Below are 24538 nucleotides of genomic sequence, written 5' to 3' on the forward strand. Positions count from 1 at the left end.
CCTACTTATCGTCGTCTCGACTCAACTGGTGGCGGTTCCGGCGCCGGTCCGGCGCCGGAACCAGGGTGTTACCAGCGGTAGTGCGCGAAGGCCTTGTTCGACTCGGCCATCTTGTGCGTGTCCTCGCGCCGCTTCACCGCGGCACCCAGACCGTTGCTCGCGTCCAGCAGCTCGTTCATCAGCCGCTCGATCATGGTCTTCTCACGACGGGCCTTGGAGTAGGTCACCAGCCAGCGCAGACCGAGGGTGGTCGCGCGGGCCGGACGGACCTCGACCGGCACCTGGTAGGTCGCGCCACCGACGCGGCGGCTGCGGACCTCGAGGGTCGGCTTGACGTTGTCCATCGCGCGCTTGAGCGTGACGACCGGGTCGGTGCCGCTCTTCTCGCGGCAGCCCTCCAGGGCGGCGTACACGATGCGCTCGGCGAGCTGACGCTTACCGCGCATCAGGATCTTGTTCACCAGCTGGGTGACCAACGGCGAGTTGTACACCGGGTCAGCGACCAGCGGCTTCCGCGGAGCGGGTCCCTTACGCGGCATGTCAGCTCTTCTCCTTCTTCGCGCCGTAACGGCTGCGCGCCTGCTTGCGGTTGCGGACACCCTGGGTGTCCAGCGAACCGCGAACGATCTTGTAACGCACGCCGGGGAGGTCCTTCACCCGGCCGCCGCGGACGAGCACGATCGAGTGCTCCTGCAGGTTGTGACCGACGCCCGGGATGTAGGCGGTCACCTCGATCTGGCTGCTGAGCTTGACACGAGCGACCTTGCGGAGCGCCGAGTTCGGCTTCTTGGGGGTGGTCGTGTACACGCGGGTGCACACACCGCGCCGCTGAGGGGAACCCTTCAGCGCCGGGGTCTTGGTCTTGGTCGTCTTGGCCTGGCGGCCCTTTCGGACCAGCTGCTGAATCGTGGGCACCGGGTTTCTCCGCTCCCTTCGGCCGCTCGCGCGGCCGCGCCGTCTGCTCGTTAGCCGCCCTGATGGACAGCTCTCCTACATTCCGGCCAGGGCCACCTGGTGGAGGTCCCGGCACCCGCGGTCGGGCGTGTCGCCCAGATCACGGTCCCGGTGCCGTCGCTCGCGCGCGCACCGGATTTCTGTCACCGACACGCGGTCAACCGCGTACCGGATCTTTGACTGTGTCGTGCGGCCGCTCGATCACCGGAAGACCGGATCCCACGCACGCACGAGTTGCCCGGGCGAGCCCGGGCACAAGGGGAAAGAGTACCTACCACAGCCTCGCAGGTCAAAACGGAATGGTCCGACGGATCTCAGATCCCGCCGGTTGCCCCGCGCCCTGCCCGCTCACCCGTGATCGGCACCTACGGTCACCAGTGTACCGGCTCCGCCCGGAAGCGGCCCGTCGCCCCCGGGCGAGCAGTGTCACGCGAACTGCAGCAACAACGCCAGCCCCAGCCCCATCAGGCTGAGCAGCAGCCCCACCCCGCCGCAGGCGATGCCCGCCGTGGCCAGGCCCCGCCCGGTGAACCGGACCGCCGGCGGCGGCGCCGGCCGGCGGATCTGCCGCCGGGCGAACAGACCGGCGACGACCGCGGCCGTCCCGGCCAGGACGCCGGGCACGGTGAACGCGCCGGCCGCCCAGGCTCCGCCGTACCGCGCTCCCCCGACGCCGAAGCAGAGCACCAGGAGCGACACCAGGATCGACACCACCCCGGCGACCAGCGAACCCACCGCGGGACCGGAGGTGACCGCCGGCACGTCCAGGTGGACGACCCCGAACGGCGTACCGGGGACCGGCTCGACCCGCTGCGGCGGCCGAGGCGGCTCGGCGGGCGGCGCCGGCAGAGGGCCCCGGCCGTACCCGGACGGCGGCGGCCACGCCCCGCCGGGACCGGCTCCGGGGTACGGCGACGGGAACGGAGCGCCCGGCTGGCCCTGATACGCCGGGTGTCCCCCGCCCGGCTGGGCTGGCGACGGGTGGCCGGGGTACGGACCGGACGGCGACAGCGGCGGGGCGTACCCCGTCGTCGCGGCCTCCGGAGCGCTGCCCACGGCACGGTCGGTGCCGGGCGCGGGCGGCGCCCAGGGCGAACCCTGACCCGGCGACGCCGGCCGGCCCCAGCCCGTGTCGGGCGTACCCCAACCGGCCGCGCTCTCCGTCGCGGGAGTCCCGGACTCCGGCCGCGCCGGGGGGCGGCCGCCGGGGTCGTCGCCCGACGGCCCAGCCGGTTCCGTCACGGGGTCCTCCTGTCGAGAAGTCTGATCCACCGCGACGCGACGGACACCGGCCAGGCTACCGCCGCACCGCTCCGCGGACGCACGGCGGACGATCACCGGACCGCTCAGTCCACGTTAGAGGAGAAGTCCTGCCCGAACGGCGCGTCGGCCAGCCGGACCACGCCGATCACCAGCAGCGTCACCACGGCCGCCGCGACCAGCACCAGGCCCACCCAGGCCAGCCGCTCCCCCCGGCGCAGCCAGGCCGCTCCGGTCAGGTAACCCCCCGAGGCGTACGCCTCGCGCCGGGCCTGCCGGGAGAGCTGGAGCGCGATCGTCGCGGGCACCACCCCGCCGACGAAGAGCCCGGTCAGGGCCCCGATCAGGCCGAGGGCGAAGACGGCGCGGGCCTTCGTCGCGCGGGCCGGGTCAGGGTCGAGCGGATGACGTGGCGGCTGGTGCGCCACGGGCAGCTGCCCGGGAGCGGTCGTCATGCCCCCCATCATGCCCGCCGACGGCCCAGCAGACCCGGCCACCGCGAGCTCCGCCCAAGACACGACGAGGGCCCCCGGCGGTTGCCGGGGGCCCTCGTCGTCAACTGGTGCTTAGCGGTACGACCCGAAGTCGAAGTCGTCCAGCGGAACAGCCTGGCCGCTGGCCGGCCCGAAGCCGTAGTCGCTCTCCGGGTAGCCGGTCATCGAGTAGACCTTGGCCTTCGCCTCCTCGGTCGGCTCCACCCGGACGTTGCGGTACTTGCTGATGCCGGTACCAGCCGGGATGAGCTTACCGATGATCACGTTCTCCTTGAGGCCGACGAGCGAGTCGCTGCGAGAGTTGATCGCCGCGTCGGTCAGCACCCGGGTGGTCTCCTGGAAGGAGGCCGCCGAGAGCCAGGAGTCGGTGGCCAGCGAGGCCTTGGTGATACCCATCAGCACCGGGCGACCGGCGGCGGGCTCGCCACCCTCACCGACGAGCCGGCGGTTCTCCGACTCGAACAGCGCCCGGTCGACCAGCACACCCGGCAGGAACTCGGTCGAGCCGGAGTCGATGACCGTCACCCGCTTGAGCATCTGGCGAATGATGATCTCGATGTGCTTGTCGTGGATGAGCACACCCTGCGAGCGGTAGACCTCCTGGACCTCCTGGGTCAGGTGGACCTGGACCGCGCGCGGGCCGAGGATGCGGAGCAGCTCGTGCGGGTCGATGGTGCCCTCGGTGAGCTTCTCGCCGACCTCGACGTGGTCGCCGTCGTGGGCCCGCAGCTTGACCCGCTTCGAGATCTTGTCGTAGACGATCTCGTCGCTGCCGTCGTCCGGCACCACGATGATCTTCCGCGAACGCTCGCCGTCCTCGATCCGGATCCGACCGGGGGTGTCGGCGATGGGCGCCTTACCCTTCGGGATCCGGGCCTCGAAGATTTCCTGGACACGCGGCAGACCCTGGGTGATGTCCTCACCCGCGACACCACCGGTGTGGAAGGTACGCATCGTCAGCTGCGTACCCGGCTCACCGATGGACTGCGCGGCGATGATGCCGACGGCCTCACCGATGTCGACCGACTTGCCGGTCGGCAGCGAACGGCCGTAGCAGGCCGAGCAGACGCCCAGCTTGGACTCGCAGGTGAGCACGCTGCGCACCCGCACCGTCTCCACCCCGGCCGCGACGATCTTGTCGACCCCGATGGAGTTGATGTCCTGACCCCGCTCGGCGACCACGGTGCCGTCCGGCGCCTTGATGTCGTCGGCCAGGGTACGGGCGTGCACGCTGGTCTCGGCGTGCGTGTGCACGACCAGCTTGCCGTCGAGCCGCTCGCCGATCTGCATCGGGATCGCCCGGTCGGTGCCGCAGTCCTCCTCGCGGATGATGACGTCCTGCGAGACGTCCACCAGACGACGGGTCAGGTAACCCGAGTCGGCGGTACGCAGGGCGGTGTCCGCGAGACCCTTACGGGCACCGTGCGTGGAGATGAAGTACTCCAGCACGGACAGACCCTCCCGGTACGAGGCCTTGATCGGCCGCGGGATGATCTCACCCTTCGGGTTGGCCACCAGACCACGGATCGCCGCGATCTGCCGGAGCTGGAGCAGGTTACCGCGGGCACCCGAGTTGATCATCTTCCACAGCGGGTTCTCCTGCGGCAGCGCGGTGTCCATCTCCTTGGCGACCTCGTTGGTCGCCTTGGTCCAGATCTCGATGAGTTCGCCGCGACGCTCCTCGGCGGTCATCAGACCACGCTGGTACTGCTTGTCGATCCGGTCGGCTTCCTTCTCGTACTTCTCCAGGATCTCCCGCTTGCGCGGCGGAGCGATGACGTCCTCCATGCCGATGGTGACGCCGGACCAGGTGGCCCAGTGGAAGCCGGCCTCCTTGAGCCCGTCCAGGGTGGCCGCGAGGGCCACCTTGGGGAAGCGCTCGGCGAGGTCGTTGACGATCGCGGAGAGCTGACCCTTGCGGATCTCGTAGTTCACGAAGCGGTAGCCCTGCGGCAGCGTCTCGTTGAACAGGACCCGGCCGAGCGTGGTCTCCACGGTCAGGGCGTCGCCCTCGACCCAGCCCTCGGGGGCGACCCACGGCTCGGCACCGGCGCCGTTGTCGACACCGACCACGCCGCGCAGACGGATCTTGACCGGCGTGCCCAGCTGCAGCTCGCCGGCGTCGAAGGCCATCCGCGCCTCGGCGTCCGAGCTGAACGGCCGGCCCTCGCCCTTGCCACCAGGGGTGAGGTGGGTGAGGTGGTACAGGCCGATGACCATGTCCTGGGTGGGCATGGTGACCGGCTTGCCGTCGGCCGGCTTGAGGATGTTGTTCGAGGACAGCATCAGGATCCGCGCCTCGGCCTGGGCCTCGGCGGACAGCGGCACGTGGACCGCCATCTGGTCACCGTCGAAGTCGGCGTTGAACGCGGTGCAGACCAGCGGGTGGATCTGGATGGCCTTGCCCTCGACCAGCTGCGGCTCGAAGGCCTGGATGCCCAGTCGGTGCAGGGTCGGCGCGCGGTTCAGCAGCACCGGGTGCTCGCCGATGACCTCTTCCAGCACGTCCCACACGACCGGACGCTGCCGCTCGACCATCCGCTTGGCGGACTTGATGTTCTGCGCGTGGTTGAGGTCGACCAGCCGCTTCATCACGAACGGCTTGAACAGCTCCAGCGCCATCTGCTTGGGCAGGCCGCACTGGTGCAGCTTCAGCTTCGGGCCGACCACGATGACCGAACGGCCGGAGTAGTCGACGCGCTTGCCGAGCAGGTTCTGGCGGAACCGGCCCTGCTTGCCCTTGAGCATGTCGGAGAGCGACTTCAGCGGACGGTTACCCGGACCGGTGACCGGCCGGCCGCGGCGGCCGTTGTCGAACAGCGCGTCGACGGCCTCCTGCAGCATCCGCTTCTCGTTGTTGACGATGATCTCGGGCGCGCCGAGGTCGATCAGCCGCTTGAGCCGGTTGTTCCGGTTGATCACGCGGCGGTACAGGTCGTTCAGGTCGGAGGTCGCGAAGCGGCCACCGTCGAGCTGCACCATCGGGCGCAGGTCCGGCGGGATGACCGGGACGCAGTCCAGCACCATGCCGAGCGGCGAGTTGCGGGTGTTGAGGAACGCCGCGACGACCTTCAGCCGCTTGAGCGCGCGGATCTTCCGCTGGCCCTTGCCGGAGCGGATGGTCTCGCGCAGGCTCTCGGCCTCGGCGTCGAGGTCCATGTTCTGGACCAGCGCCTTGATGGCCTCGGCGCCCATCCCGCCGGTGAAGTACTCACCGAAGCGGTCGCGCAGCTCGCGGTAGAGCAGCTCGTCGGTGACCAGCTGCTTCGGCTCCAGCTTGCGGAAGGTGTCGAGCACCTCGTCCAGGCGGTCGATCTCGCGCTGGGCCCGGTCGCGGATCTGGCGCATCTCGCGCTCTCCGCCCTCCTTGACCTTGCGCCGGACGTCCGCCTTGGCACCCTCGGCCTCCAGCTCGGCCAGGTCGGCCTCGAGCTTGGCGGCCCGCTTCTCGATCTCCGAGTCGCGGCTGTTCTCGGACTGCCGCTTCTCCGCGAGGATCTCGTTCTCGATGGTCGAGAGGTCACGGTGACGCGACTCGGCGTCCACGCTCGTCACGACGTACGAGGCGAAGTAGATGATCTTTTCGAGGTCCTTGGGGGCGAGGTCCAGCAGGTAGCCCAGCCGGCTCGGCACGCCCTTGAAGTACCAGATGTGGGTCACCGGAGCGGCGAGCTCGATGTGCCCCATCCGCTCACGACGAACCTTGGAACGGGTCACCTCGACGCCGCAGCGCTCACAGATGATGCCCTTGAAGCGGACCCGCTTGTACTTACCGCAGTAGCACTCCCAGTCCCGCTGCGGACCGAAGATCTTCTCGCAGAAGAGCCCGTCCTTTTCCGGCTTCAGGGTGCGGTAGTTGATCGTTTCAGGCTTCTTGACCTCACCGTGGGACCACTGACGGATGTCGTCGGCGGTGGCGAGGCCAATGCGCAGCTCGTCGAAGAAGTTGACGTCGAGCACTATGTCCCCTATGTCGTCGTCTGTACTGCTAGCTAGTGGGTGCGGTCGGGAGCCGGCGGACCGGCTCCCGACCGATCACCTCAGACCTCTTCGACCGAGCTCGGCTCGCGCCGGGACAGGTCGATGCCCAGCTCCTCCGCGGCCCGGAACACCTCGTCGTCGGTCTCGCGCATCTCCAGGGCCACACCGTCGCTGGAGAGCACCTCGACGTTGAGGCACAGCGACTGCAGCTCCTTGAGCAGCACCTTGAACGACTCCGGGATGCCCGGCTCGGGGATGTTCTCGCCCTTGACGATCGCCTCGTAGACCTTGACCCGGCCCAGGACGTCGTCGGACTTGATGGTCAGCAGCTCCTGCAGGGCGTAGGCGGCGCCGTACGCCTGCATCGCCCAGCACTCCATCTCACCGAAGCGCTGGCCACCGAACTGCGCCTTACCACCCAGCGGCTGCTGCGTGATCATCGAGTACGGGCCGGTCGACCGGGCGTGGATCTTGTCGTCGACCAGGTGGTTGAGCTTCAGGATGTAGATGTAGCCGACCGCGATCGGGTCCGGCAGCGGCTCACCGGAACGACCGTCGAACAGCTGCGCCTTGCCGGAGGAACCGATCAGCTGCTTGCCGTCCCGGTTGGGCAGGGTCGACGCGAGCAGACCGGAGATCTCCTCCTCGCGGGCACCGTCGAAGACCGGGGTGGCCACGTTGGTGTCACCCTCGGACTCGTGCGCCTCGATCGAGCGGAGCTGACGCTTCCAGTCGGCGTCGTCGCCCTCGACCTTCCAGCCGGTCTTGGCCACCCAGCCGAGGTGGGTCTCCAGCACCTGCCCGATGTTCATCCGGGAAGGCACACCCAGCGGGTTGAGCACGATGTCGACGGGCGTGCCGTCCTCAAGGAACGGCATGTCCTCGACCGGCAGGATCTTGGAGATGACGCCCTTGTTGCCGTGCCGGCCGGCGAGCTTGTCGCCGTCCTGGATCTTCCGCTTCTGGGCGACGTAGACCCGCACCAGCTCGTTGACGCCCGGCGGCAGCTCGTCGCCGTCCTCGCGGGAGAAGGTACGCACACCGATGACCGTGCCGGTCTCGCCGTGCGGCACCTTCAGCGAGGTGTCCCGGACCTCGCGCGCCTTCTCACCGAAGATCGCGCGGAGCAGCCGCTCCTCCGGGGTCAGCTCGGTCTCGCCCTTGGGCGTGACCTTGCCGACCAGGATGTCGCCGGGGACGACCTCGGCGCCGATCCGGATGATCCCGCGCTCGTCGAGGTCAGCGAGCATCTCCTCGCTGACGTTCGGGATGTCGCGGGTGATCTCCTCCGGGCCGAGCTTGGTGTCCCGGGCGTCGACCTCGTGCTCCTCGATGTGGATCGAGGTGAGCACGTCCTGCTGCACGAGGCGCTGCGACAGGATGATCGCGTCCTCGTAGTTGTGGCCCTCCCAGCACATGAACGCCACGAGCAGGTTGCGCCCGAGCGCCATCTCGCCCTCGTCGGTGCAGGGACCGTCGGCGATGACCTGACCGGCCTCGACGCGGTCGCCCTCGAAGACGACCGGCTTCTGGTTGACGCAGGAGCCGGCGTTGGAGCGGCGGAACTTGTGCAGCAGGTACGTCCGGCGGTGGCCGTCGTCCTGGTGGATGGTGATGTAGTCGGCGCAGAGGTCCTCGATCACACCGCCGACCTCGGCGACGACGACGTCCCCGGCGTCCACGGCCGCGCGGTACTCCATGCCCGTACCCACCAGCGGCGACTCGGCCTTGACCAGCGGCACCGCCTGGCGCTGCATGTTCGCGCCCATCAGGGCCCGGTTGGCGTCGTCGTGCTCGAGGAACGGGATCATCGCGGTCGCGACCGAGGTCATCTGCCGCGGCGAGACGTCCATGTAGTCGACGGCGCCGGGAACCACGTCCTCGGTCTCGCCACCCTTACGGCGGCACAGGACCCGGTCCTCGGCGAAGGTGCCGTCGGCCTTGAGCGGAGCGTTGGCCTGCGCCTTGACGAACCGGTCCTCCTCGTCCGCGGTCAGGTAGTCGATCTGGTCGGTGACCCGACCCTCGACGACCTTCCGGTACGGCGTCTCGATGAAGCCGAACGGGTTGACCCGGGCGAAGGTGGAGAGCGCGCCGATCAGGCCGATGTTCGGGCCTTCCGGCGTCTCGATCGGGCACATCCGGCCGTAGTGGGACGGGTGCACGTCACGGACCTCGAAGCCGGCCCGCTCCCGGGACAGACCACCCGGGCCGAGCGCGCTCAGCCGGCGCCGGTGGGTCAGGCCCGCCAGCGGGTTGGTCTGGTCCATGAACTGGGACAGCTGCGACGTACCGAAGAACTCCTTGATCGCCGCCACCACCGGGCGGATGTTGATCAGGGTCTGCGGCGTGATCGCCTCGACGTCCTGGGTGGTCATCCGCTCGCGGACGACCCGCTCCATCCGGGACAGGCCGACCCGGACCTGGTTCTGGATCAGCTCGCCCACGGTACGCAGGCGCCGGTTGCCGAAGTGGTCGATGTCGTCGGCCTCGTAGCCGTCCTCACCGGCGTGCAGCCGGCAGAGGTACTCCACGGTGGCGACGATGTCGTCCTCGGTCAGCGTGCCGGTGGTGATCGGCACGTCGACTTCGAGCTTCTTGTTGAACTTGTAGCGCCCGACCTTGGCGACGTCGTACCGCTTCGGGTTGAAGAAGAGGTTGTCGAGCAGGGTCTGGGCGTTCTCACGGGTCGGCGGCTCGCCAGGGCGGAGCTTCCGGTAGATGTCGAGCAGCGCCTCGTCCTGGCCCGCGATGTGGTCCTTCTCGAGCGTGGTCATCAGCAGCTCGGACCAGCCGAACTTCTCGCGGATCTGCTCCGCGGACCACCCGATGGCCTTGAGCAGGACGGTGACGGCCTGCCGGCGCTTGCGGTCGATACGGACGCCGACCGTGTCGCGCTTGTCGATGTCGAACTCCAGCCAGGCACCCCGACTCGGGATGACCTTGACGCTGGAGAGGTCGCGGTCTGAGGTCTTGTCCGGCTCCTTGGAGAAGTAGACACCCGGGGACCGGACGAGCTGGCTGACCACGACGCGCTCGGTACCGTTGATGATGAAGGTGCCCTTCGGCGTCATCATCGGGAAGTCACCCATGAACACCGTCTGGCTCTTGATCTCGCCAGTGGTGTTGTTGGTGAACTCCGCGGTCACGAACAGCGGGGCGCAGTAGGTCAGGTCCTTCTCCTTGCACTCCTCGATCGAGGCCTTGACCTCGTCGAAGCGCGGCGCCGAGAAGGAGAGCGACATGGTGCCGGAGAAGTCCTCAATGGGACTGATCTCTTCGAGGATCTCCGCGAGACCCGAGCGTGCGTGCGGGTCGTCCGCCGACCGGCCCTGCCAAGCCTCGTTGCCGACGAGCCAGTCGAAGGACTCGTTCTGAATGGCGAGGAGGTTGGGGACCTCGAGGTGTTCGGTGATCCTGCCGAAAGAAACTCGGCGGGGAGCGAAAGCGCTCGACGTACGACTGGTCTTCGCAGGGCGGGAAGCTGCCAAGATGCGTCCTTCCGAGGACCGGTGCTGCAGAACGGCTGGTACGCGTGCACTCCAATGACCCCACCAGAATTATCCGTAAACGGACATTTCCGAGCAGGGGTCAAGTCGGAAGGCAGCGCAAACTAGCAGTGTAGCCGAGAGGCTAACCGCTGTCCAGCCCACCCCGCAGGTCGTCGCGGAACGTGCCTCGGGACCTCGGAAAACCGGGTCTACCGGGCCGCTCGGAACGCGTCGTTCCTGCCGGGCCGCTCGGGTTGCCGCGGCCGGTGGTGCTGCCGCTGCCATTACCCAAGAGATGGCCGTCGCAAGCGCGGAAGGTCTTGCTGGTGTCAGCGTGCCTGGCAGGCCGGTGTCACGTCAAGGGGCTCCTCCAGGCTCGGCCCCCTGTTTCCCACCGACGGGCTACCGCCGGACACCCGCGCAGCGCCGTACGCCGGTCGCACACTCCCTGCTCACGCCGGTGCCACCGAGAGCCACCAACGACGGTGGGCGGTGATCCGTTCCCGGATCACCGCCCACCGCGAAGGTTGTGCCCCGGCTCACCTGAGCCGGACGCACGCCCGGTCGTACCTCAATTACTTGAGGGTGACCTTGGCGCCCTCGCCCTCGAGCTTGGCCTTCGCCTTCTCGGCGGTCTCCTTGTTGACCTTCTCCAGGATGGCCTTCGGCGCGGACTCGACCGCGTCCTTGGCCTCCTTGAGGCCCAGGCCGGTCAGCTCACGCACGACCTTGATGACCTGGATCTTCTTGCCGCCGTCAGCCTCGAGGATGACGTCGAACTCGTCCTTCTCCGGCTCGGCCTCGGCCGGGGCGGCACCGCCACCGGCAGCGGCGACCGCAACCGGAGCGGCGGCGGTGACCTCGAAGGTCTCCTCGAACTGCTTCACGAACTCGGAGAGCTCGATCAGCGTCATCTCCTTGAACGCGTCGAGCAGCTCGTCGGTGCTGAGCTTCGCCATATCTGGCGTCCTTTCTGAAAAAGTTGACTAAGAACGTGGGTGCGCCGTGGGGCCTCAGGCCGCCTCGGCGCCCTCCTTCTCGCGCTTGTCCTGCAGGGCGGCCGCCAGACGGGCGGTCTTGGAGAGCGGAGCCTGGAACAGGGCCGCGGCCTTGCTCAGGTTGCCCTTCATAGCGCCGGCCAGCTTGGCCAGCAGCACCTCGCGGGACTCCAGGTCGGCGAGCTTCGTGACCTCGGCCGCGGAAATGGCCTTGCCCTCGAAGACACCGCCCTTGATGACGAGCTTCGGGTTGGCCTTCGCGAAGTCGCGAAGCCCCTTCGCCGCCTCGACGACGTCGCCCGAAACGAAAGTCAGCGCGGTAGGACCGGAGAACAGCTCGTCGAGGCCGGAGATGCCCGCCTCGGACGCGGCACGCTTCGCCAGCGTGTTCTTCGCGACCGTGTAGGTGGTCTCCTTGCCGAGCGAGCGTCGCAGCTGGGTGAGCTGGGAAACCGTCAGACCGCGGTACTCGGTCAGCACCGCAGCCCCCGCGTTGCGGAAGCTCTCGGTCAGCTCGGCGACGGCCGTGGCCTTGTCGGCCCGGATCGGCTTGTCCGCCATGTCCCTCCTCTCTCGTTGCTCGTGGCTGGTCGCCGTCGTCGAGCGGGATGCTCTCGGACGGCGGCGGAGGAAGCGCGACAACGAGAAAAGCCCCGGCGCAGGGCGCGCGGGGCGAGGGCCGGCGGGATCATCGTGGTCGGTGGACCACGGAACACACCGATATTTCGCTTGCCGCCCTGCGCGGGTCGCCCGTCATCGCGGAACCTTCGACCGTGCCGGAGCACGGTGACCAGCGGTCTCTGGGTGGAACTACGCGGCAAAGGTTACGCGACGTGCCCCACCGAAGCCAAATCGCCCCCGGAGTGCGCCCCGTCACTCCGCCGGCTCAGGCCCGGGCCCGGCGCCGCCAGGCGTACCCGCCAGGCCACGCTGCCCACGCCACCGCCCGGACCGACAGGAGCGCGGCCGACGGGACGGCCAGCGGGCCGGTGAGCGCCCGGGTGGTCCGCCAGCACCGGCGGGGCCGCCCATGGGGCCACCGAGCCACTCAGGCCGAGGACCAGGGCGCCGACCGCACCTGCCGGCCCCGTAACGGAAGGGGCCCCGCCACGACTCGTGGCGGGGCCCCTTCACGGGCGTCGTGCTCAGCCCTCGGGGGTCTCCCGGAGGTTCTTCACCACGTTCGGGTCGACCGGGACACCCGGGCCCATGGTGGTGGTCAGGACGACCTTCCTGAGGTACTTGCCCTTGGCCGCGGACGGCTTGGCACGGAGCACCTCGTCGAGGACGGCGGCGTAGTTGTCGATCAGCTGGGTCTCGGAGAACGAGGCCTTGCCGATGATCAGGTGCAGGTTGGAGTGCTTGTCCACCCGGAAGGTGATCTTACCGCCCTTGATGTCCGAGACGGCCTTGGTGACGTCCATGGTCACCGTGCCCGTCTTCGGGTTCGGCATCAGGCCGCGCGGGCCCAGGATCCGCGCGATCCGGCCGATCTTGGCCATCTGGTCCGGGGTGGCGATCGCCGCGTCGAAGTCCAGCCAGCCGCCCTGGATCCGGGCGACGAGCTCGTCCGTGCCCACCTCGTCCGCACCGGCGGCGGCGGCCTCCTCGGCCTTCGCGCCGGCGGCGAAGACGATCACGCGGGCGGTCTTACCGGTGCCGTGCGGCAGGTTGACCGTGCCGCGGACCATCTGGTCCGCCTTGCGGGGGTCGACGCCGAGGCGCATCGCGACCTCGACCGTGGCGTCGAACTTGGTGCTGGTGGTGTCCTTGGCCAGCTTGACGGCCTCGGCGGGGGTGTAGAGCTTCGCCCGGTCGATGACCTCGGCGGCCTTGCGGTAGGTCTTGCTGCGCTGCATTTCTGACTACTCCTGTGGTCTTTGGCGGGCCGCGGTGTCCGCGCGCCCTCCCACGATCTTGGTCTGGTCTGGTCTGCCGAGGCCGACGTCAGTCGTTGACGACGATGCCCATCGACCGGGCGGTGCCGGCGATGATCTTCTCAGCCTGGTCGAGGTCGTTGGCGTTGAGGTCGACCATCTTCTTCTCGGCGATCTCGCGCACCTGGGCGCGGGTGACCGAGCCGACCTTCTGGCTCTGCGGGACGCCCGAGCCCTTCTCCACACCGGCGGCCTTGATCAGCAGCCGGGCGGCGGGCGGGGTCTTCAGCACGAAGCTGAAGCTGCGGTCCTCGTAGACGCTGATCTCGGCGGGGACGATGTCGCCCCGCTGAGCCTCGGTCTGCGCGTTGTAGGACTTGCAGAACTCCATGATGTTCACGCCGTGCTGGCCGAGCGCGGGGCCGACCGGCGGCGCCGGCGTGGCCTGGCCCGCCTTCAGCTGAAGCGTGAACGTCTTGACGAGCTTCTTCTTCGGAGGCATGTCACTTCCTGGGGCTTGAAACTGGGAAATGTGCCGGCCGCGGGCGCGCACGGTCAGCGCGGTGCGACAACGGCGACGTTCAAGAGTAGCGCAACGTCCCGCAGCCCCCTCCGCCGAGGTCGGCGGAGGCCGGGACGACGACGCCGGCGGCAGGCCGAAGCCCACCGCCGGCGACCAGCGTACGCGTCAGATCTTGGCGACCTGATTGAAGTTCAGCTCGACCGGGGTCTCGCGGCCGAAGATCGACACCAGCACCTTGAGCTTCTGCTGGTCGGCGTTGATCTCGCTGATCGTCGCCGGCAGCGAGGCGAACGCGCCGTCGGTGACGGTGACCGAGTCGCCGACCTCGAAGTCCAGGACCCTGACCTCGGGCTTGGCCTTCTTCTGCTCGGTCTCCACCGCCGGGGCGAGCCACTTGAGCACCTCGTCGAGGCTCAGCGGCGCCGGCCGGTCGGCCCGGTCGGTGGCACCGACGAAGCCGGTGACGCCCGGGGTGTTGCGGACGCAGGAGTAGGACTCCGCGGTCAGCTCCATCCGGACCAGGATGTAGCCCGGGAAGACCTTCGCCTGGATCTGCGACCGCTTGCCGTTCTTGACCTCGACCTCTTCCCGGGTCGGCACCTCGACCTGGTAGATGAAGTCCTCCATGTCGAGGGAGGTGATCCGGGTCTCGAGGTTGGTCTTGACCTTGTTCTCATAGCCGGCGTACGAGTGCACCACGTACCAGTCGCCGGGCGCGTAGCGCAGCTTCTGGCGCAGCTCGGCGACCGGGTCGTACTCCTCGTCCGGGGCCGGCTCGGTGGTCGGGAACTCCGGCTCGCTGGCGGCCTCGACCGACTCGTCACTGGCCGCCGTCGCCACCGTGGACTGCTCGTCCGTGGTCTCGGCGGTCTCGTCGTACTCAGGCACGCTCGCTCACTTCCGTCACTATCGGCTCAGTCGGCCGGTCAGCTGGGGTTGCCGAAGACCCACAGCACGCCCTTCGCGAACGCGAAGTCCAGCAGGCCCACGATCGTCAGCATCACCGCGACGAAGGTGACCACCACGGCCGTGTAGGTCAGTAGTTCCTTGCGGGTCGGCCAGATGACCTTACGCAGTTCGGCGACCACCTCGCGGAAGAAACGCGCGATGCGGGCGAACAGCCCCACCCGGTCCTTGTCGGTCCGGGTCCTCGGCTTGCTGTCGGCCGAACCGGCACGGGCCCGCGCACGGGTCGCGGTGCCGCCCCGGGAAACCGGCTCGTCCGCTTCGGTGGCGTCGTCGTCGGCGGCCACCTCGTCGACGATCTCGTCGCGCAGATCGTCGTCGCCGGCGTCCTCGCCGCGCCGCTTGCTCTCGGCCACTTCGCCCTCCGTCGCGGGATGTCGGGTCGCACGCCGATAGGCGTACGCGGCGCTGGTCACGCCGGCCGGACCAACCGTCCCGCGACGGGCCGCGGCCGGCGGACCGGACGAAGGGGGCCCGATTGCCTCGGAACCACCCCGCCGATACCACCACCACGGGCCGGACGCCGCCATTAGGCGGCGCGACCCACGGGAACGGTCAGGCCTGAGGCGCAGGGGTGACAGGACTTGAACCTGCAGCCTGCGGTTTTGGAGACCGCTGCTCTGCCAATTGAGCTACACCCCTGTGCGGCGACGCTCGCCCCGCCCGACCATGACGGTCGCGCAGGGGTCACTTGCCCCACGGCGGACCAGTGTACGGGTACCGTCCCGACTTTCCCAACCGGTCCTCCCCATCACGTGTCAGCGGGAGGTGCGGACCGTCGCCCGGGCCTGCGACAGGACCTTGTCCCCCAGGCAGGTCGCGGTGATGTCGAGCCTGGTCAAACCGTCTTCGGTGACCTCCTTGACCACCGCGGCGACCTCGATCTCGGTGCCCTGGTCGTCGTCCGGGACGACCACCGGACGGGTGAACCGGACACCGAAGTCGACCACCGCGTCGGCGGCCCCGGCCCAGGTGGTCACCGCCCGGCCGACCAGTGCCATGGTGAACATCCCGTGGGCGATCACCCCGGGCAGGCCGACCTTGGTGGCGGTCCGGTCGCTCCAGTGGATCGGGTTGAAGTCGCCCGAGGCGCCCGCATAGCGGACCAGGTCCGCCCGGGTCACCCGGTACGTCTGCGTCGGCAGCTCCATCTCAGGCCTCCCCGCGTACGACGATCTTGGACCAGACGGCGACCACCGGCTCGCCGGCGACGGTGCTCACGTCGGTACGGGTGGTCAGGAAGCCGTGCCCGCCCCGCGTGGTGACCTCCTCGATGGTGTTCACGCAGACCAGCTCGTCGCCGGCCACCACCGGCCGGGTGTACGCGAAGCGCTGGTCGCCGTGGACCACCCGGCTGTAGTCGACGCCCAGCGCCGGGTCCTCGATGATCTGCCGGCTGGCGGCCATGGTGACCACCACCGGGAAGGTCGGCGGCGCGACCACGTCGGGGTGCCCGAGGGCGCGGGCCGCCGCCGGGTCGTGGTGGGCGGGCTCGGTGGCGCCCACCGCGGTGGCGAACTCGCGGATCTTTTCTCGGCCCACCTGATAGGGGGCGGTCGGCGGATACGTCCGGCCGACGAAGGACGGGTCCAGGGACATGCCGCCGAACCTACACGGAAAGTACGAACGCCGACCCGTACGGGACGGGCGGCTCAGGCCGCGCCATCCGTGCGGATCGGCGTTCGGGTGTCGCTGTAGGACCGGGCCGGCAGAGCCGACCGCAGGTCAGCGGGTCTCGCGGTGGATCGTGTGCTTGCCGTCCCGGGGGCAGAACTTCTTCAGCTCGATACGGTCCGGGTCGTTACGACGGTTCTTGCGCGTGATGTAGTTGCGCTCCTTGCACTCCACACACGCCAGAGTGATCTTCGGCCGGACATCGGTCGCCTTCGCCACGGCGGAGTGCCTTCCTCGCTACGGATAACAACTACGACGCATCAGCCTATGCGGGCAATGCGCGGACATGCAAAGTGGGCGCCTGTGGCGCCCGTCCCACCGACCGCCGGGAACTGGCCCGGAGGACGAGAGTAGCGGTGGCCGGACTTGAACCGGCGACACAGCGATTATGAGCCGCTTGCTCTGCCATCTGAGCTACACCGCCGCAGGCGGGTCCAGCCGGACCCTCTGAGCCCCCTTACGGAATCGAACCGTAGACCTTCTCCTTACCATGGAGACGCTCTGCCGACTGAGCTAAGGGGGCCTACCCGATCACCCCGGAGGGCGTCGCGCAGGAGATACATTACACGGCCCCACGCCACCGGTGAAATCGGCTCCCCTTGTCGGGCGTACGCCCTGATCAGGGCACGACACGGAGGCGCGGAAGCTCCCCCGCGGAGATCGTCTCCGGGTCCACCTGGGCGCCGAACCAAGCCTCCAGCCGCTCGTACGGCAGGGGGCGGCTGAACAGGAATCCCTGCCCGATCTCGCAGCCGATGTCCTGCAGCAGCTCGAGGGTCAGCTCGCTCTCCACACCCTCGGCGACCACGGCCAGACCGAACTGCTGGGAGAGAGTCACCACCGCGTTGACGATCGCCAGGTCGCCCGGATCGGTCGCCATGCCCTGCACGAAGGAGCGGTCCACCTTCACCTCGTGCACCGGCAGCCGACGCAGGTGGGCCAGGGACGAGTCCCCGGTGCCGAAGTCGTCCACGGAGAGCCGTACGCCGAGGTCCCCCAGCCGGCGCAGGGTGGGGATCGGCCGCTCGGTGCCGTCCAGCACCCCGGCCTCCTTGATCTCCAGGGTGAGCAGCTGCGGCGGCACCCGGTACTCCTCCAGCAGCTCCCGGACCCGGTTCGGGAAGTGCTGGTCGGTGAGGCTGCGGGCGGAGAGGTTGACCGCCACCGCGAGCGGCCGGTCGCCGTGGCTCCAGTCCCGGCTGCGCCGCAGCCCCTCGCGGAGCACGAACTCGGTGAGCCGGCCCAGCTGGCCGGTGTGCTCGGCCACCGCGACGAAGTCCTCCGGGGCCACCGTGCCGTGCGCCGGGTGCTCCCAGCGGGCCAGGCACTCCACCCCGACCAGGCGGCGGTCCCGCAGGGTCACCTTGGGCTGGAAATAGACCTCCAGCGCCTCGTCCTCGAGCGCTCGGCGCAGGTCGCCGGCGAGGCCGAGCCGGCGCAGCGAGCGCGACTCCAGCGCCGGATTGAACAGTTGCACGCTGCCGGGCACCGACTTGGCCGCCGTAGCCGCCAGATCCACGCGCTGGAGCAGGGACGCCGCGTCACTTCCGTGGTCCGGGTGCACCACCACCCCGACGGCGGTGTCGACGTCCAGGGTGAGCGCGTCGAAGACCATCTCGTCTCGGATCTGCTCCCGTAGCTGGCCGGCGAGCTCGATGGCCGCGTCGGCGCTCTCCAGCCGGAGCGTCACCAGGAACTCGTCGCCCCCCGCCCGCCCGACCAGGGCCGACGACGGCGCACAGGCCCGTAGCCGGGCCGCGACCTCGGCCAGCACCTTGTCCCCCGCGGCGTGGCCGAGCGACTCGTTGACCTGGCGCAGCCGGTCAACGTCGAACAGCAGCAGCGCCACCACCTCGCCCGGCGCCCGGATCTTGACCGCCTCGTCCAGCGCGCCACTGATCCGCCTGCGATTGGGCAGCTTCGTCAACGCGTCGTGGTACGCGTCGTGCCGCAGCCGGTCCACCAGACGCGAGTTCTCCAGGGCCACCGCGGCGTGCGCCCCGACGGTCTCCAGCAGCGGCACGTCGGTACGGACGAAGTAGTTGCTCGCTCCGAGGCGGTTCACCACTTCCAGGGTGCCGATCACGGCCTGCCCCGAGCGGAGCGGGACGGCAATGACGTCCTTGACCCCCTGCGCCGACACCGGCCCCCGCAGGTCACCGTCGCTGGTCATCCCCCGCCCCAGCACGACGGTCCGGCCCTTGTCCCGGGCCCGCTGCCGCAGCTCGGCCGGAGTCGGCGCGACGTCCAACAGGCCGGAGTCGGCGATCCGCGAGGTCAACAGCACCTCTGGGTGCCGGCCCTGGGCGGGCAGCCACAGGGTGGCGTACTCCGCCTGCATCAGGGCCCGGACCCGGCCGAGCAGGGCGTCGGCGAGGGTGCCGTCCTGGCCGCTCTCGCTCACCGCCCGGCTGAGTTCGTACATGTCGGTGAGGGTGCGGTGCTGGCGGAAGAACTGCGCGTACGCCCGGTAGACCAGGACAAGTGCCGTGGTCAACGCGCCGAGCAGCAGCAGCGACCACCAGGTGTTGGCGATCAGGATCAGGATGATCAGGCCGCAGACGATGTTGATCGCCGCGGCCAGCAGCATCGACGGGGACTTGCGGAACGCCTCCCGGCCGGCCTGCCAGCCCTGGAGCAGGGTGTGCACCCCGGCGACCGAGGTGATGCTGACCAGGTTGACCATGCTGGCCGCCACGAACAGGGTCAGCCACGTCCGGGGGCCGACCCCCTCCACCGGCGGGAAGACCTGCAGCGCCAGCACGGCGACGGAGGAGCCCGCGGCGGCACGGGCCACGTTGAACCAGAGCTTGGTGTGCCCCATCCGGTGCTGCAGCTGGGTGAGGATTCCCGCCAGCGTGTAGATGACCACGACCGTGAGCGGCCGGACGAAGTAGAACGCCAGCACCAGCGGGATCTCGGTGAGGGTGACCCCGAGCGACTGGCGCCGGACGGTGAAGTTGAGCACCGGCAGCCCGGCCGCCACCATGGCGATCAGCAGCACGGTGGCCAGCGGCCACTCCCCGAAGGGGCGCGCGGCGATCATGCCGGTCACGGTGGAGCAGACCACCGCGAACAGGACCAGTGGGCCGGTGATCAGCCAGGCGTGGTCCGTCGAACGGGGGCCCGTGCGGCCGGAACCCGCCATGCCGCCCCCTCTAGAGACCTTGCCGCCTCAGCCCGACCCGACCGGCCGTCAGCGGGCGGGCATGTTCCAGATGACATCCATGGTCTGGGCGCCCCCGAGGTCCCAACCGTTGCCGACGAGGACGCCGCCGACGAGCGCGGCGAGCACGAGAAACGAGCCAAGCAGCCGGCCCATCCTTCGACCAGACATGTTCGCTCCTGTCGGGAAGTGTCACGGGTGGTAGAGGTTCCACGATCGTGCCACAGCCGGACCGACCCGCAAAGCGGACGGACGGCCGATGAGGGTCGCCCGCACGGGTCGATCCGATCGGCCAGGGGTAGGTCACCAGGCGGGGGACCCTGAGGCTGAGACCAGTAGGCACATGCTGCGGGTTCGGCCTTTAGCCGTGATCCTGCTCCTCACTGGCGAGCAGGGGCCATTGCGGCAGAAGCCCCCTCACGTGGCACAACGCCCGTAACGGAATTCGTCTTTCCGCCACCGGCTGGCGCCTCCACGTCACCACTATCGACAGCCGACGATACTCTTCCGCCCCGACACTCCGGCACTCCGCGCACCGACCACCCCACGACGGCCACCCGGCCACGAGCATGCCCCGTCCGGCCACAAGAACGCCAGACGTTCGTCGGACACCCGTCGCCCGTCCGAGCCCGTCCACTGCGGACCGGCAGCGGGTCCGCGTGCGGAACGGCCGCGGGTACCGCATAGGAGTGGCCGAGCGGGGCGAGCGGCGGCCAGGACGCCGTGCGAGTCACCGACCCAGCTACGGTGCGTCACCCGAAGGCCGTGCGGAATGAAGGCGCTGCACGAACGCGGGCCGCACCCTCAGGCGTCGATGGTCCGACCCGGAGGGGCAGGACGCTCGGCCATTCCGGTAGCTGCGCCCCCACACCAGACGCAGATCGCGGCAACTGCCGCGACCGCTGTCGCTATCGCGATCACCCAGGATGCCCGGCCACCCCAGATCCCGCGGTAGCACCAGGCGGAAGCGGCGGTAAGACCAAAGCAGCCACCAGCACCAACGGGAGCAGGCTCGCAACAGCCAGGCCCGTCAGGTTGTCCGAAACGTCAGCACGGTGGGCGGCCACCGCCATGGTGACGGGAAGACCGGCAAACAGCCACGCCAACACTGCGAGGGCTGCAGCGAGGACGAACTCGGCCCTGGCACGACGCGGGTTACCTGCCTCGTTCTCCACCGGCGAGTCGTTCATACCGGTCACCATCCGCGGTGGTGAGGGACCAGCACGAGGGCCGGCGAGAAGTCCCTCACCCGGAGCGGCAGGCCGGATCTCAGGCAGGCGGGACCGGTCTTCGGGGGCGACCATCGATTGATGGTGGCACGTGGGCGGCGAGGTGGGCCACCCACAGCAGCGGGGGACGACGACCTTGAGAGCCCGGGGCGGGTTCAGACGGGGACTTCGGCGCTGAGGACGATGGTGCATTCCTCGGGCAGGTGAAGGAACTCGGTTTGGCTGGCGGCGTTGTGGGCGAGGGCGATGAACAGGCGTTTACGCCAGATGGCCATACCGGGGCTACGGGTGCAGCGCAGGGTGATCCGCGAGACGAAGTAGGAGACTTCGTCGAGGGCGATGCCTTCGGCGAGGGGGTGGGGGGCGGCGCGGCACACAACCTCGGGGAAGTCGGTGGGGTCCTGAAAGCCGAAGACGGCGGTGATGTGGATGATGCCGTCGTTCGGGTCGCCGAGATCGTCGATTGTGAGGCGCTGGTTCCAGGGAATGTGCGGGACGTTGGCGGTGCGACCGGTAATGATCACAATTTTGTCGTGCCGGACGTGGTTGTGCGCGACGTTGGCGCGCAGCGCCAGAGGGGTGGTCTCCTTGTTGGGGTGGGGGAACACCGCGGTGCCCGGCACCCGGGGGACGTTCGTGGCGTGCAGGGTGTCGATGAAGTCGCGGAGCGGTCCTTCTCGCTCGGTCCGTCGGGCGGTGACGAGCTCGGCTCCGCGCTGCCATGTCAGCAGGATCGTGAACACGGTGATCGCGATGAGCAGGGTCAGCCACCCGCCGTGGGTGACCTTGGCCAGGTTCGCGGTGAAGAAGGTCAGCTCGATGCTGCCGAAGACGACCGCGAACAGCGCCAGCTGCCAGGTGGTCCACTGCCACAGCATCCGTGCGACGACGAGGAACAGGGTCGTGGTGATCAGGAATGTGCCGGTGACTGCCACCCCGTAGGCGGCGGCAAGGTTCGTGGAGGAGCCGAATGCGAACGTCACCAGCAGGACTGCCGCGAACAGGCTCCAATTCACCCCGGGCAGATAGACTTGCCCGTACTCGCGGCGGGAGGTCTGCCGGATGCGCAGATGCGGCAGGAAGCCCAGCCGCATGGCCTCCCGGGACACCGAGAACGCCCCGGATATCACCGCCTGGGATGCGATCACGGTGGCCACGGTGGCCAGGATGACCATCGGCAGCCGCGCCCAGCCCGGTAGCAGCAGGAAGAACGGATCATTCCGGCCGTCCGGCGTCCGGAGGATCAACGCGCCCTGGCCGAGGTAGTTGAGGGTCAGCGCGGGGAACACGATCGCGAACCAGGCCCGGCGGATCGGGGCGCGGCCGAAGTGCCCCATGTCGGCGTAGAGCGCTTCGGCGCCGGTGATCGCCAGCACGACGGCACCCATCGCGATGAACGCGATGACCGGGTGGTCCACGACGAAAAGAGCCGCATACGTCGGTGAAAGGCCGAACAGAACGCTCGGGTGACGTATCACCTCGGCCGCGCCGGCCACGGCGAGACTGGCGAACCACAGCACCATGATCGGCCCGAACACGGCCCCGACCCGTCCGGTGCCCCATCGCTGGATGGCGAACAGCAGGGTGAGGATCACCGCCGACACCGGCAGGACCACCACCGCCCACCGTGGGGAGATGACCTCCAGCCCTTCCACCGCCGACAACACCGAGATCGCCGGGGTGATCACGCTGTCGCCGTAGAACAGGGCTGCGCCGAGCGCCCCGAGCGTGAGAACGGTGGCGGCGCGCTTCTCGCTGGCCTTGAGCAGCGCCCTTCGGGCGAGGGCGGCCAGGGCCATCACCCCGCCCTCGCCGTCGTTGTCGGCCCGCAGAATGAAGCTGACGTATTTGACCGACACGATCAGGATGATCGACCAGAAGACCCACGAGATCACGCCGAACACGTCGGGGGCGTCCGGTGTCAGGCTGCGGTCGAGGGTGAAGACGGTCTTCAGCGCGTACAGCGGGCTCGTGCCGATGTCGCCGTACACGACACCCAACGCGCCCAGCAGCAGTCCCAGGCCCGCCGTCGGGCGACCCGCCAGTGATGTCTGGGACGCCGTCCCACCATCCTCCGCAGGCTCCTTGCCGCCTACGGCAGACTGCTCGTTGTTCGCACGCTCCGCCACCCCACAGGCATAGCAACCCGCATGCCGCTTATTACCCCAGACCTCCAAACTTTGGTCAGGCCAACTCTGAAGGGCAGGGCGCAGGAGGGGTCGGGCAACCGCGCCCGCGAGCTGGGCCGCCGCAGGGCCGTCGGGCGCTGAACAACGCTGCCCAATGACGACAGGTGCCGACGGCCTCTGCCCAAGTTGCGGAGGGTCACTTCGTAGCGACCAGCAACCGCCGAATCGTCTTACCTGTAGTTGGTGAACCGCAGCCCTCACCCGTACAACTCGCGATTCTGGGCGTGGCGGCGGACTCGGTACACCGCTATGAGTTGGCACACCCGTCATCAGGGCTCCTCTGCCCGTGATCACGGGTGGTGCCCCGGGACGAACGCCCGCGTGTCCTTGACCAGGCCGCCTCAACGGGTGACGGTCAGCGTATCGCCGACCCAGGGAGAGCCCCGCCACGCCTACAGCTTCACCTCACGTCCGGTGTCGGCGAGCCGCACCGTCACGGAGGAGGGGCGGATGTGCCGCTCCGCCACCACCTCCGCCCCAGATCGGGTCCCGTAGATCTCCAGGCAGATCGCCCGCCCGTAGCTGACGAGGCCGAATAGCAGCACTGCGGCGCCCATGACAAGGCCCGACACCGTTGCGGCGAGGCTCGATGCCGGCTTCGCCATGATCGGCTCGTTAGCCGACCACAGAGGCATGCCCCCGAGGGTGGCAGCCCGCAGCAAACCCGCGTCGCGCGCGAGATCGTCCCTTGCCAAGGCAAAGCCGCTTCGCGGTCCCCCACGTTGCGCGCCCGATCGACCGGGTCACCAGGGGCAATAGCGGTCAACGGGATCAGGAGACGACGAAGGCCCCTGATCCTACGTTTCCGCAGGTCAGAGGCCTGTCGCTCCCTGGTGGCGGGTAGAGGATTCGAACCTCTGTAGCTTTCGCGACGGATTTACAGTCCGCTCCCATTGGCCGCTCGGGCAACCCGCCAGGGCACCCCACCACGTCGCAACGCGGCGGCGGAAGCAAGGATAGCGGTTGCCCCCGGGCCTGCCGCAAGCGGGTACCGTCAGGGGGTCGTGGCGCTGGTCGGGCCGCGACCGCACAGCTTTGACCGCCGGACAGCAGGAGCATGAGCATGGCAGCGAACCCGTCGTTCGACATCGTGAGCAAGGTCGACCGCCAGGAGGTCGACAACGCCCTCCGCCAGGCGGAGAAGGAGCTCGCGCAGCGGTTCGACTTCCGCGGCACCGGCGCGGAGATCTCCTGGTCGGGCGAGGAGACGATCAGCCTCCAGGCGGAGACCGAGGAGCGGGTCAGCGCCGCACTGGACGTCTTCAAGGAGAAGCTGGTCAAGCGGAACATCTCCCTGAAGTCGCTGGACGCCGGCGACCCGCGCTCGTCGGGCAAGGTCTTCAAGATCGACTGCAAGGTCATCCAGGGCATCGACACCGACAAGGCCAAGACGATCAGCAAGAAGATCCGCGACGAAGGCCCCAAGGGCGTCCAGGCGCAGATCCAGGGCGACCAGCTCCGGGTCACCGGCAAGAAGAAGGACGACCTCCAGGCGGTCATCGCCCTGCTCAAGGGCGAGGACTTCGGCGTCGCCCTGCAGTTCACCAACTACCGCTGAGGCTCAGCGCGAGAAGATCAACAGCAGCACCACGGTCAGGATCGCGCTGATCAGCAGCGACCCGAGGCAGCCGACCCGGTTCGAGAAGAAGAGAAACATGATCAGGCTGTACCCGTCCACCACCGCGTGATGCACCACGGATCGGGCGAACCCCGGTCACCTCGCCGAGCGGCCGTCC

Annotated in this window: 21 protein-coding genes and 4 tRNA genes; 1 reads left to right on the forward strand and 24 read right to left on the reverse strand. The window is 69.0% G+C overall.

Annotation, left to right across the window (positions count from 1 at the left end):
* Positions 1 to 68 precede the first annotated feature (68 nt).
* From rpsG to V6U81_RS12685, 23 genes are all read right to left on the reverse strand, one after another.
* Positions 69 to 539 (reverse strand): 30S ribosomal protein S7, encoded by a 471-nt coding sequence (gene rpsG, locus V6U81_RS12575; protein ID WP_091242043.1) that lies wholly within the window; start codon positions 537 to 539, stop codon positions 69 to 71.
* Position 540: 1 nt separating this feature from the next.
* Positions 541 to 915 carry a 30S ribosomal protein S12 gene (gene rpsL, locus V6U81_RS12580; protein WP_007465318.1) on the reverse strand — a complete coding sequence of 125 codons (375 nt, stop codon included), beginning with the start codon at positions 913 to 915 and terminating at the stop codon, positions 541 to 543.
* 465 nt (positions 916 to 1380) lie between these two features.
* Complete coding sequence (locus tag V6U81_RS12585; protein ID WP_334488456.1) at positions 1381 to 1803, reverse strand: hypothetical protein; 423 nt, start codon at positions 1801 to 1803, stop codon at positions 1381 to 1383.
* 497 nt (positions 1804 to 2300) lie between these two features.
* The gene (locus tag V6U81_RS12590) at positions 2301 to 2669 is read right to left on the reverse strand and encodes a hypothetical protein (protein WP_334488349.1); all 369 of its coding nucleotides are present in this window, start codon (positions 2667 to 2669) and stop codon (positions 2301 to 2303) included.
* 111 nt (positions 2670 to 2780) lie between these two features.
* Positions 2781 to 6668, reverse strand: a complete 3888-nt coding sequence (locus V6U81_RS12595; RefSeq protein ID WP_334488352.1) for a DNA-directed RNA polymerase subunit beta' — start codon at positions 6666 to 6668, stop codon at positions 2781 to 2783.
* 80 nt (positions 6669 to 6748) lie between these two features.
* On the reverse strand, positions 6749 to 10180 hold the full coding sequence (rpoB, locus tag V6U81_RS12600) for a DNA-directed RNA polymerase subunit beta (protein WP_334488354.1): 3432 nt from the start codon (positions 10178 to 10180) through the stop codon (positions 6749 to 6751).
* Between the two features lie 575 nt (positions 10181 to 10755).
* A complete protein-coding gene (gene rplL / locus V6U81_RS12605; protein ID WP_334488356.1) occupies positions 10756 to 11139 on the reverse strand; it encodes a 50S ribosomal protein L7/L12 in 384 nt (127 codons plus the stop codon).
* 54 nt (positions 11140 to 11193) lie between these two features.
* Complete coding sequence (gene rplJ, locus V6U81_RS12610; RefSeq protein ID WP_334488358.1) at positions 11194 to 11739, reverse strand: 50S ribosomal protein L10; 546 nt, start codon at positions 11737 to 11739, stop codon at positions 11194 to 11196.
* 584 nt (positions 11740 to 12323) lie between these two features.
* On the reverse strand, positions 12324 to 13037 hold the full coding sequence (gene rplA, locus V6U81_RS12615) for a 50S ribosomal protein L1 (RefSeq protein ID WP_334488361.1): 714 nt from the start codon (positions 13035 to 13037) through the stop codon (positions 12324 to 12326).
* Between the two features lie 88 nt (positions 13038 to 13125).
* Complete coding sequence (gene rplK, locus V6U81_RS12620; protein WP_334488364.1) at positions 13126 to 13557, reverse strand: 50S ribosomal protein L11; 432 nt, start codon at positions 13555 to 13557, stop codon at positions 13126 to 13128.
* Between the two features lie 186 nt (positions 13558 to 13743).
* Positions 13744 to 14466 carry a transcription termination/antitermination protein NusG gene (gene nusG / locus V6U81_RS12625; protein WP_334488367.1) on the reverse strand — a complete coding sequence of 241 codons (723 nt, stop codon included), beginning with the start codon at positions 14464 to 14466 and terminating at the stop codon, positions 13744 to 13746.
* A 38-nt stretch (positions 14467 to 14504) separates the two neighbouring features.
* Positions 14505 to 14900 carry a preprotein translocase subunit SecE gene (gene secE / locus V6U81_RS12630; RefSeq protein WP_334488459.1) on the reverse strand — a complete coding sequence of 132 codons (396 nt, stop codon included), beginning with the start codon at positions 14898 to 14900 and terminating at the stop codon, positions 14505 to 14507.
* 213 nt (positions 14901 to 15113) lie between these two features.
* A tRNA-Trp gene (locus V6U81_RS12635) sits at positions 15114 to 15186 on the reverse strand.
* 116 nt (positions 15187 to 15302) lie between these two features.
* Entirely contained in the window at positions 15303 to 15695 is a 393-nt protein-coding gene (locus tag V6U81_RS12640) for a MaoC family dehydratase (protein WP_334488369.1), read from the reverse strand.
* A gap of 1 nt (position 15696) precedes the next feature.
* Entirely contained in the window at positions 15697 to 16143 is a 447-nt protein-coding gene (locus V6U81_RS12645; RefSeq protein WP_334488371.1) for an FAS1-like dehydratase domain-containing protein, read from the reverse strand.
* Between the two features lie 126 nt (positions 16144 to 16269).
* Positions 16270 to 16437, reverse strand: coding sequence for a 50S ribosomal protein L33 (gene rpmG, locus V6U81_RS12650; RefSeq protein WP_067301359.1), 168 nt, complete (start codon positions 16435 to 16437; stop codon positions 16270 to 16272).
* Between the two features lie 132 nt (positions 16438 to 16569).
* Positions 16570 to 16642: transfer RNA gene (locus tag V6U81_RS12655), tRNA-Met, on the reverse strand.
* Between the two features lie 26 nt (positions 16643 to 16668).
* Positions 16669 to 16741: transfer RNA gene (locus V6U81_RS12660), tRNA-Thr, on the reverse strand.
* A 96-nt stretch (positions 16742 to 16837) separates the two neighbouring features.
* Entirely contained in the window at positions 16838 to 19366 is a 2529-nt protein-coding gene (locus tag V6U81_RS12665) for a putative bifunctional diguanylate cyclase/phosphodiesterase (RefSeq protein WP_334488375.1), read from the reverse strand.
* 48 nt (positions 19367 to 19414) lie between these two features.
* Positions 19415 to 19555: a hypothetical protein gene (locus V6U81_RS12670; protein WP_334488378.1), complete on the reverse strand. Its 141-nt coding sequence runs from the start codon at positions 19553 to 19555 to the stop codon at positions 19415 to 19417.
* Between the two features lie 1213 nt (positions 19556 to 20768).
* Positions 20769 to 22742 carry a potassium transporter Kup gene (locus tag V6U81_RS12675; protein WP_334488381.1) on the reverse strand — a complete coding sequence of 658 codons (1974 nt, stop codon included), beginning with the start codon at positions 22740 to 22742 and terminating at the stop codon, positions 20769 to 20771.
* A gap of 452 nt (positions 22743 to 23194) precedes the next feature.
* Complete coding sequence (locus V6U81_RS12680) at positions 23195 to 23407, reverse strand: hypothetical protein (protein WP_334488384.1); 213 nt, start codon at positions 23405 to 23407, stop codon at positions 23195 to 23197.
* 226 nt (positions 23408 to 23633) lie between these two features.
* Positions 23634 to 23717 (reverse strand) — tRNA-Tyr (locus V6U81_RS12685).
* Positions 23718 to 23865: 148 nt separating this feature from the next.
* On the opposite strand from V6U81_RS12685, the gene V6U81_RS12690 reads away from it, so the two are divergent.
* A complete protein-coding gene (locus V6U81_RS12690) occupies positions 23866 to 24360 on the forward strand; it encodes a YajQ family cyclic di-GMP-binding protein (RefSeq protein ID WP_334488386.1) in 495 nt (164 codons plus the stop codon).
* 3 nt (positions 24361 to 24363) lie between these two features.
* On the opposite strand, the gene V6U81_RS12695 is transcribed toward V6U81_RS12690, so the two are convergent.
* Complete coding sequence (locus V6U81_RS12695) at positions 24364 to 24498, reverse strand: hypothetical protein (protein ID WP_334488389.1); 135 nt, start codon at positions 24496 to 24498, stop codon at positions 24364 to 24366.
* Positions 24499 to 24538: the final 40 nt, after the last annotated feature.

It is taken from the genome of Micromonospora lacuserhaii, from assembly GCF_036902735.1.
GTDB lineage: Bacteria > Actinomycetota > Actinomycetes > Mycobacteriales > Micromonosporaceae > Micromonospora.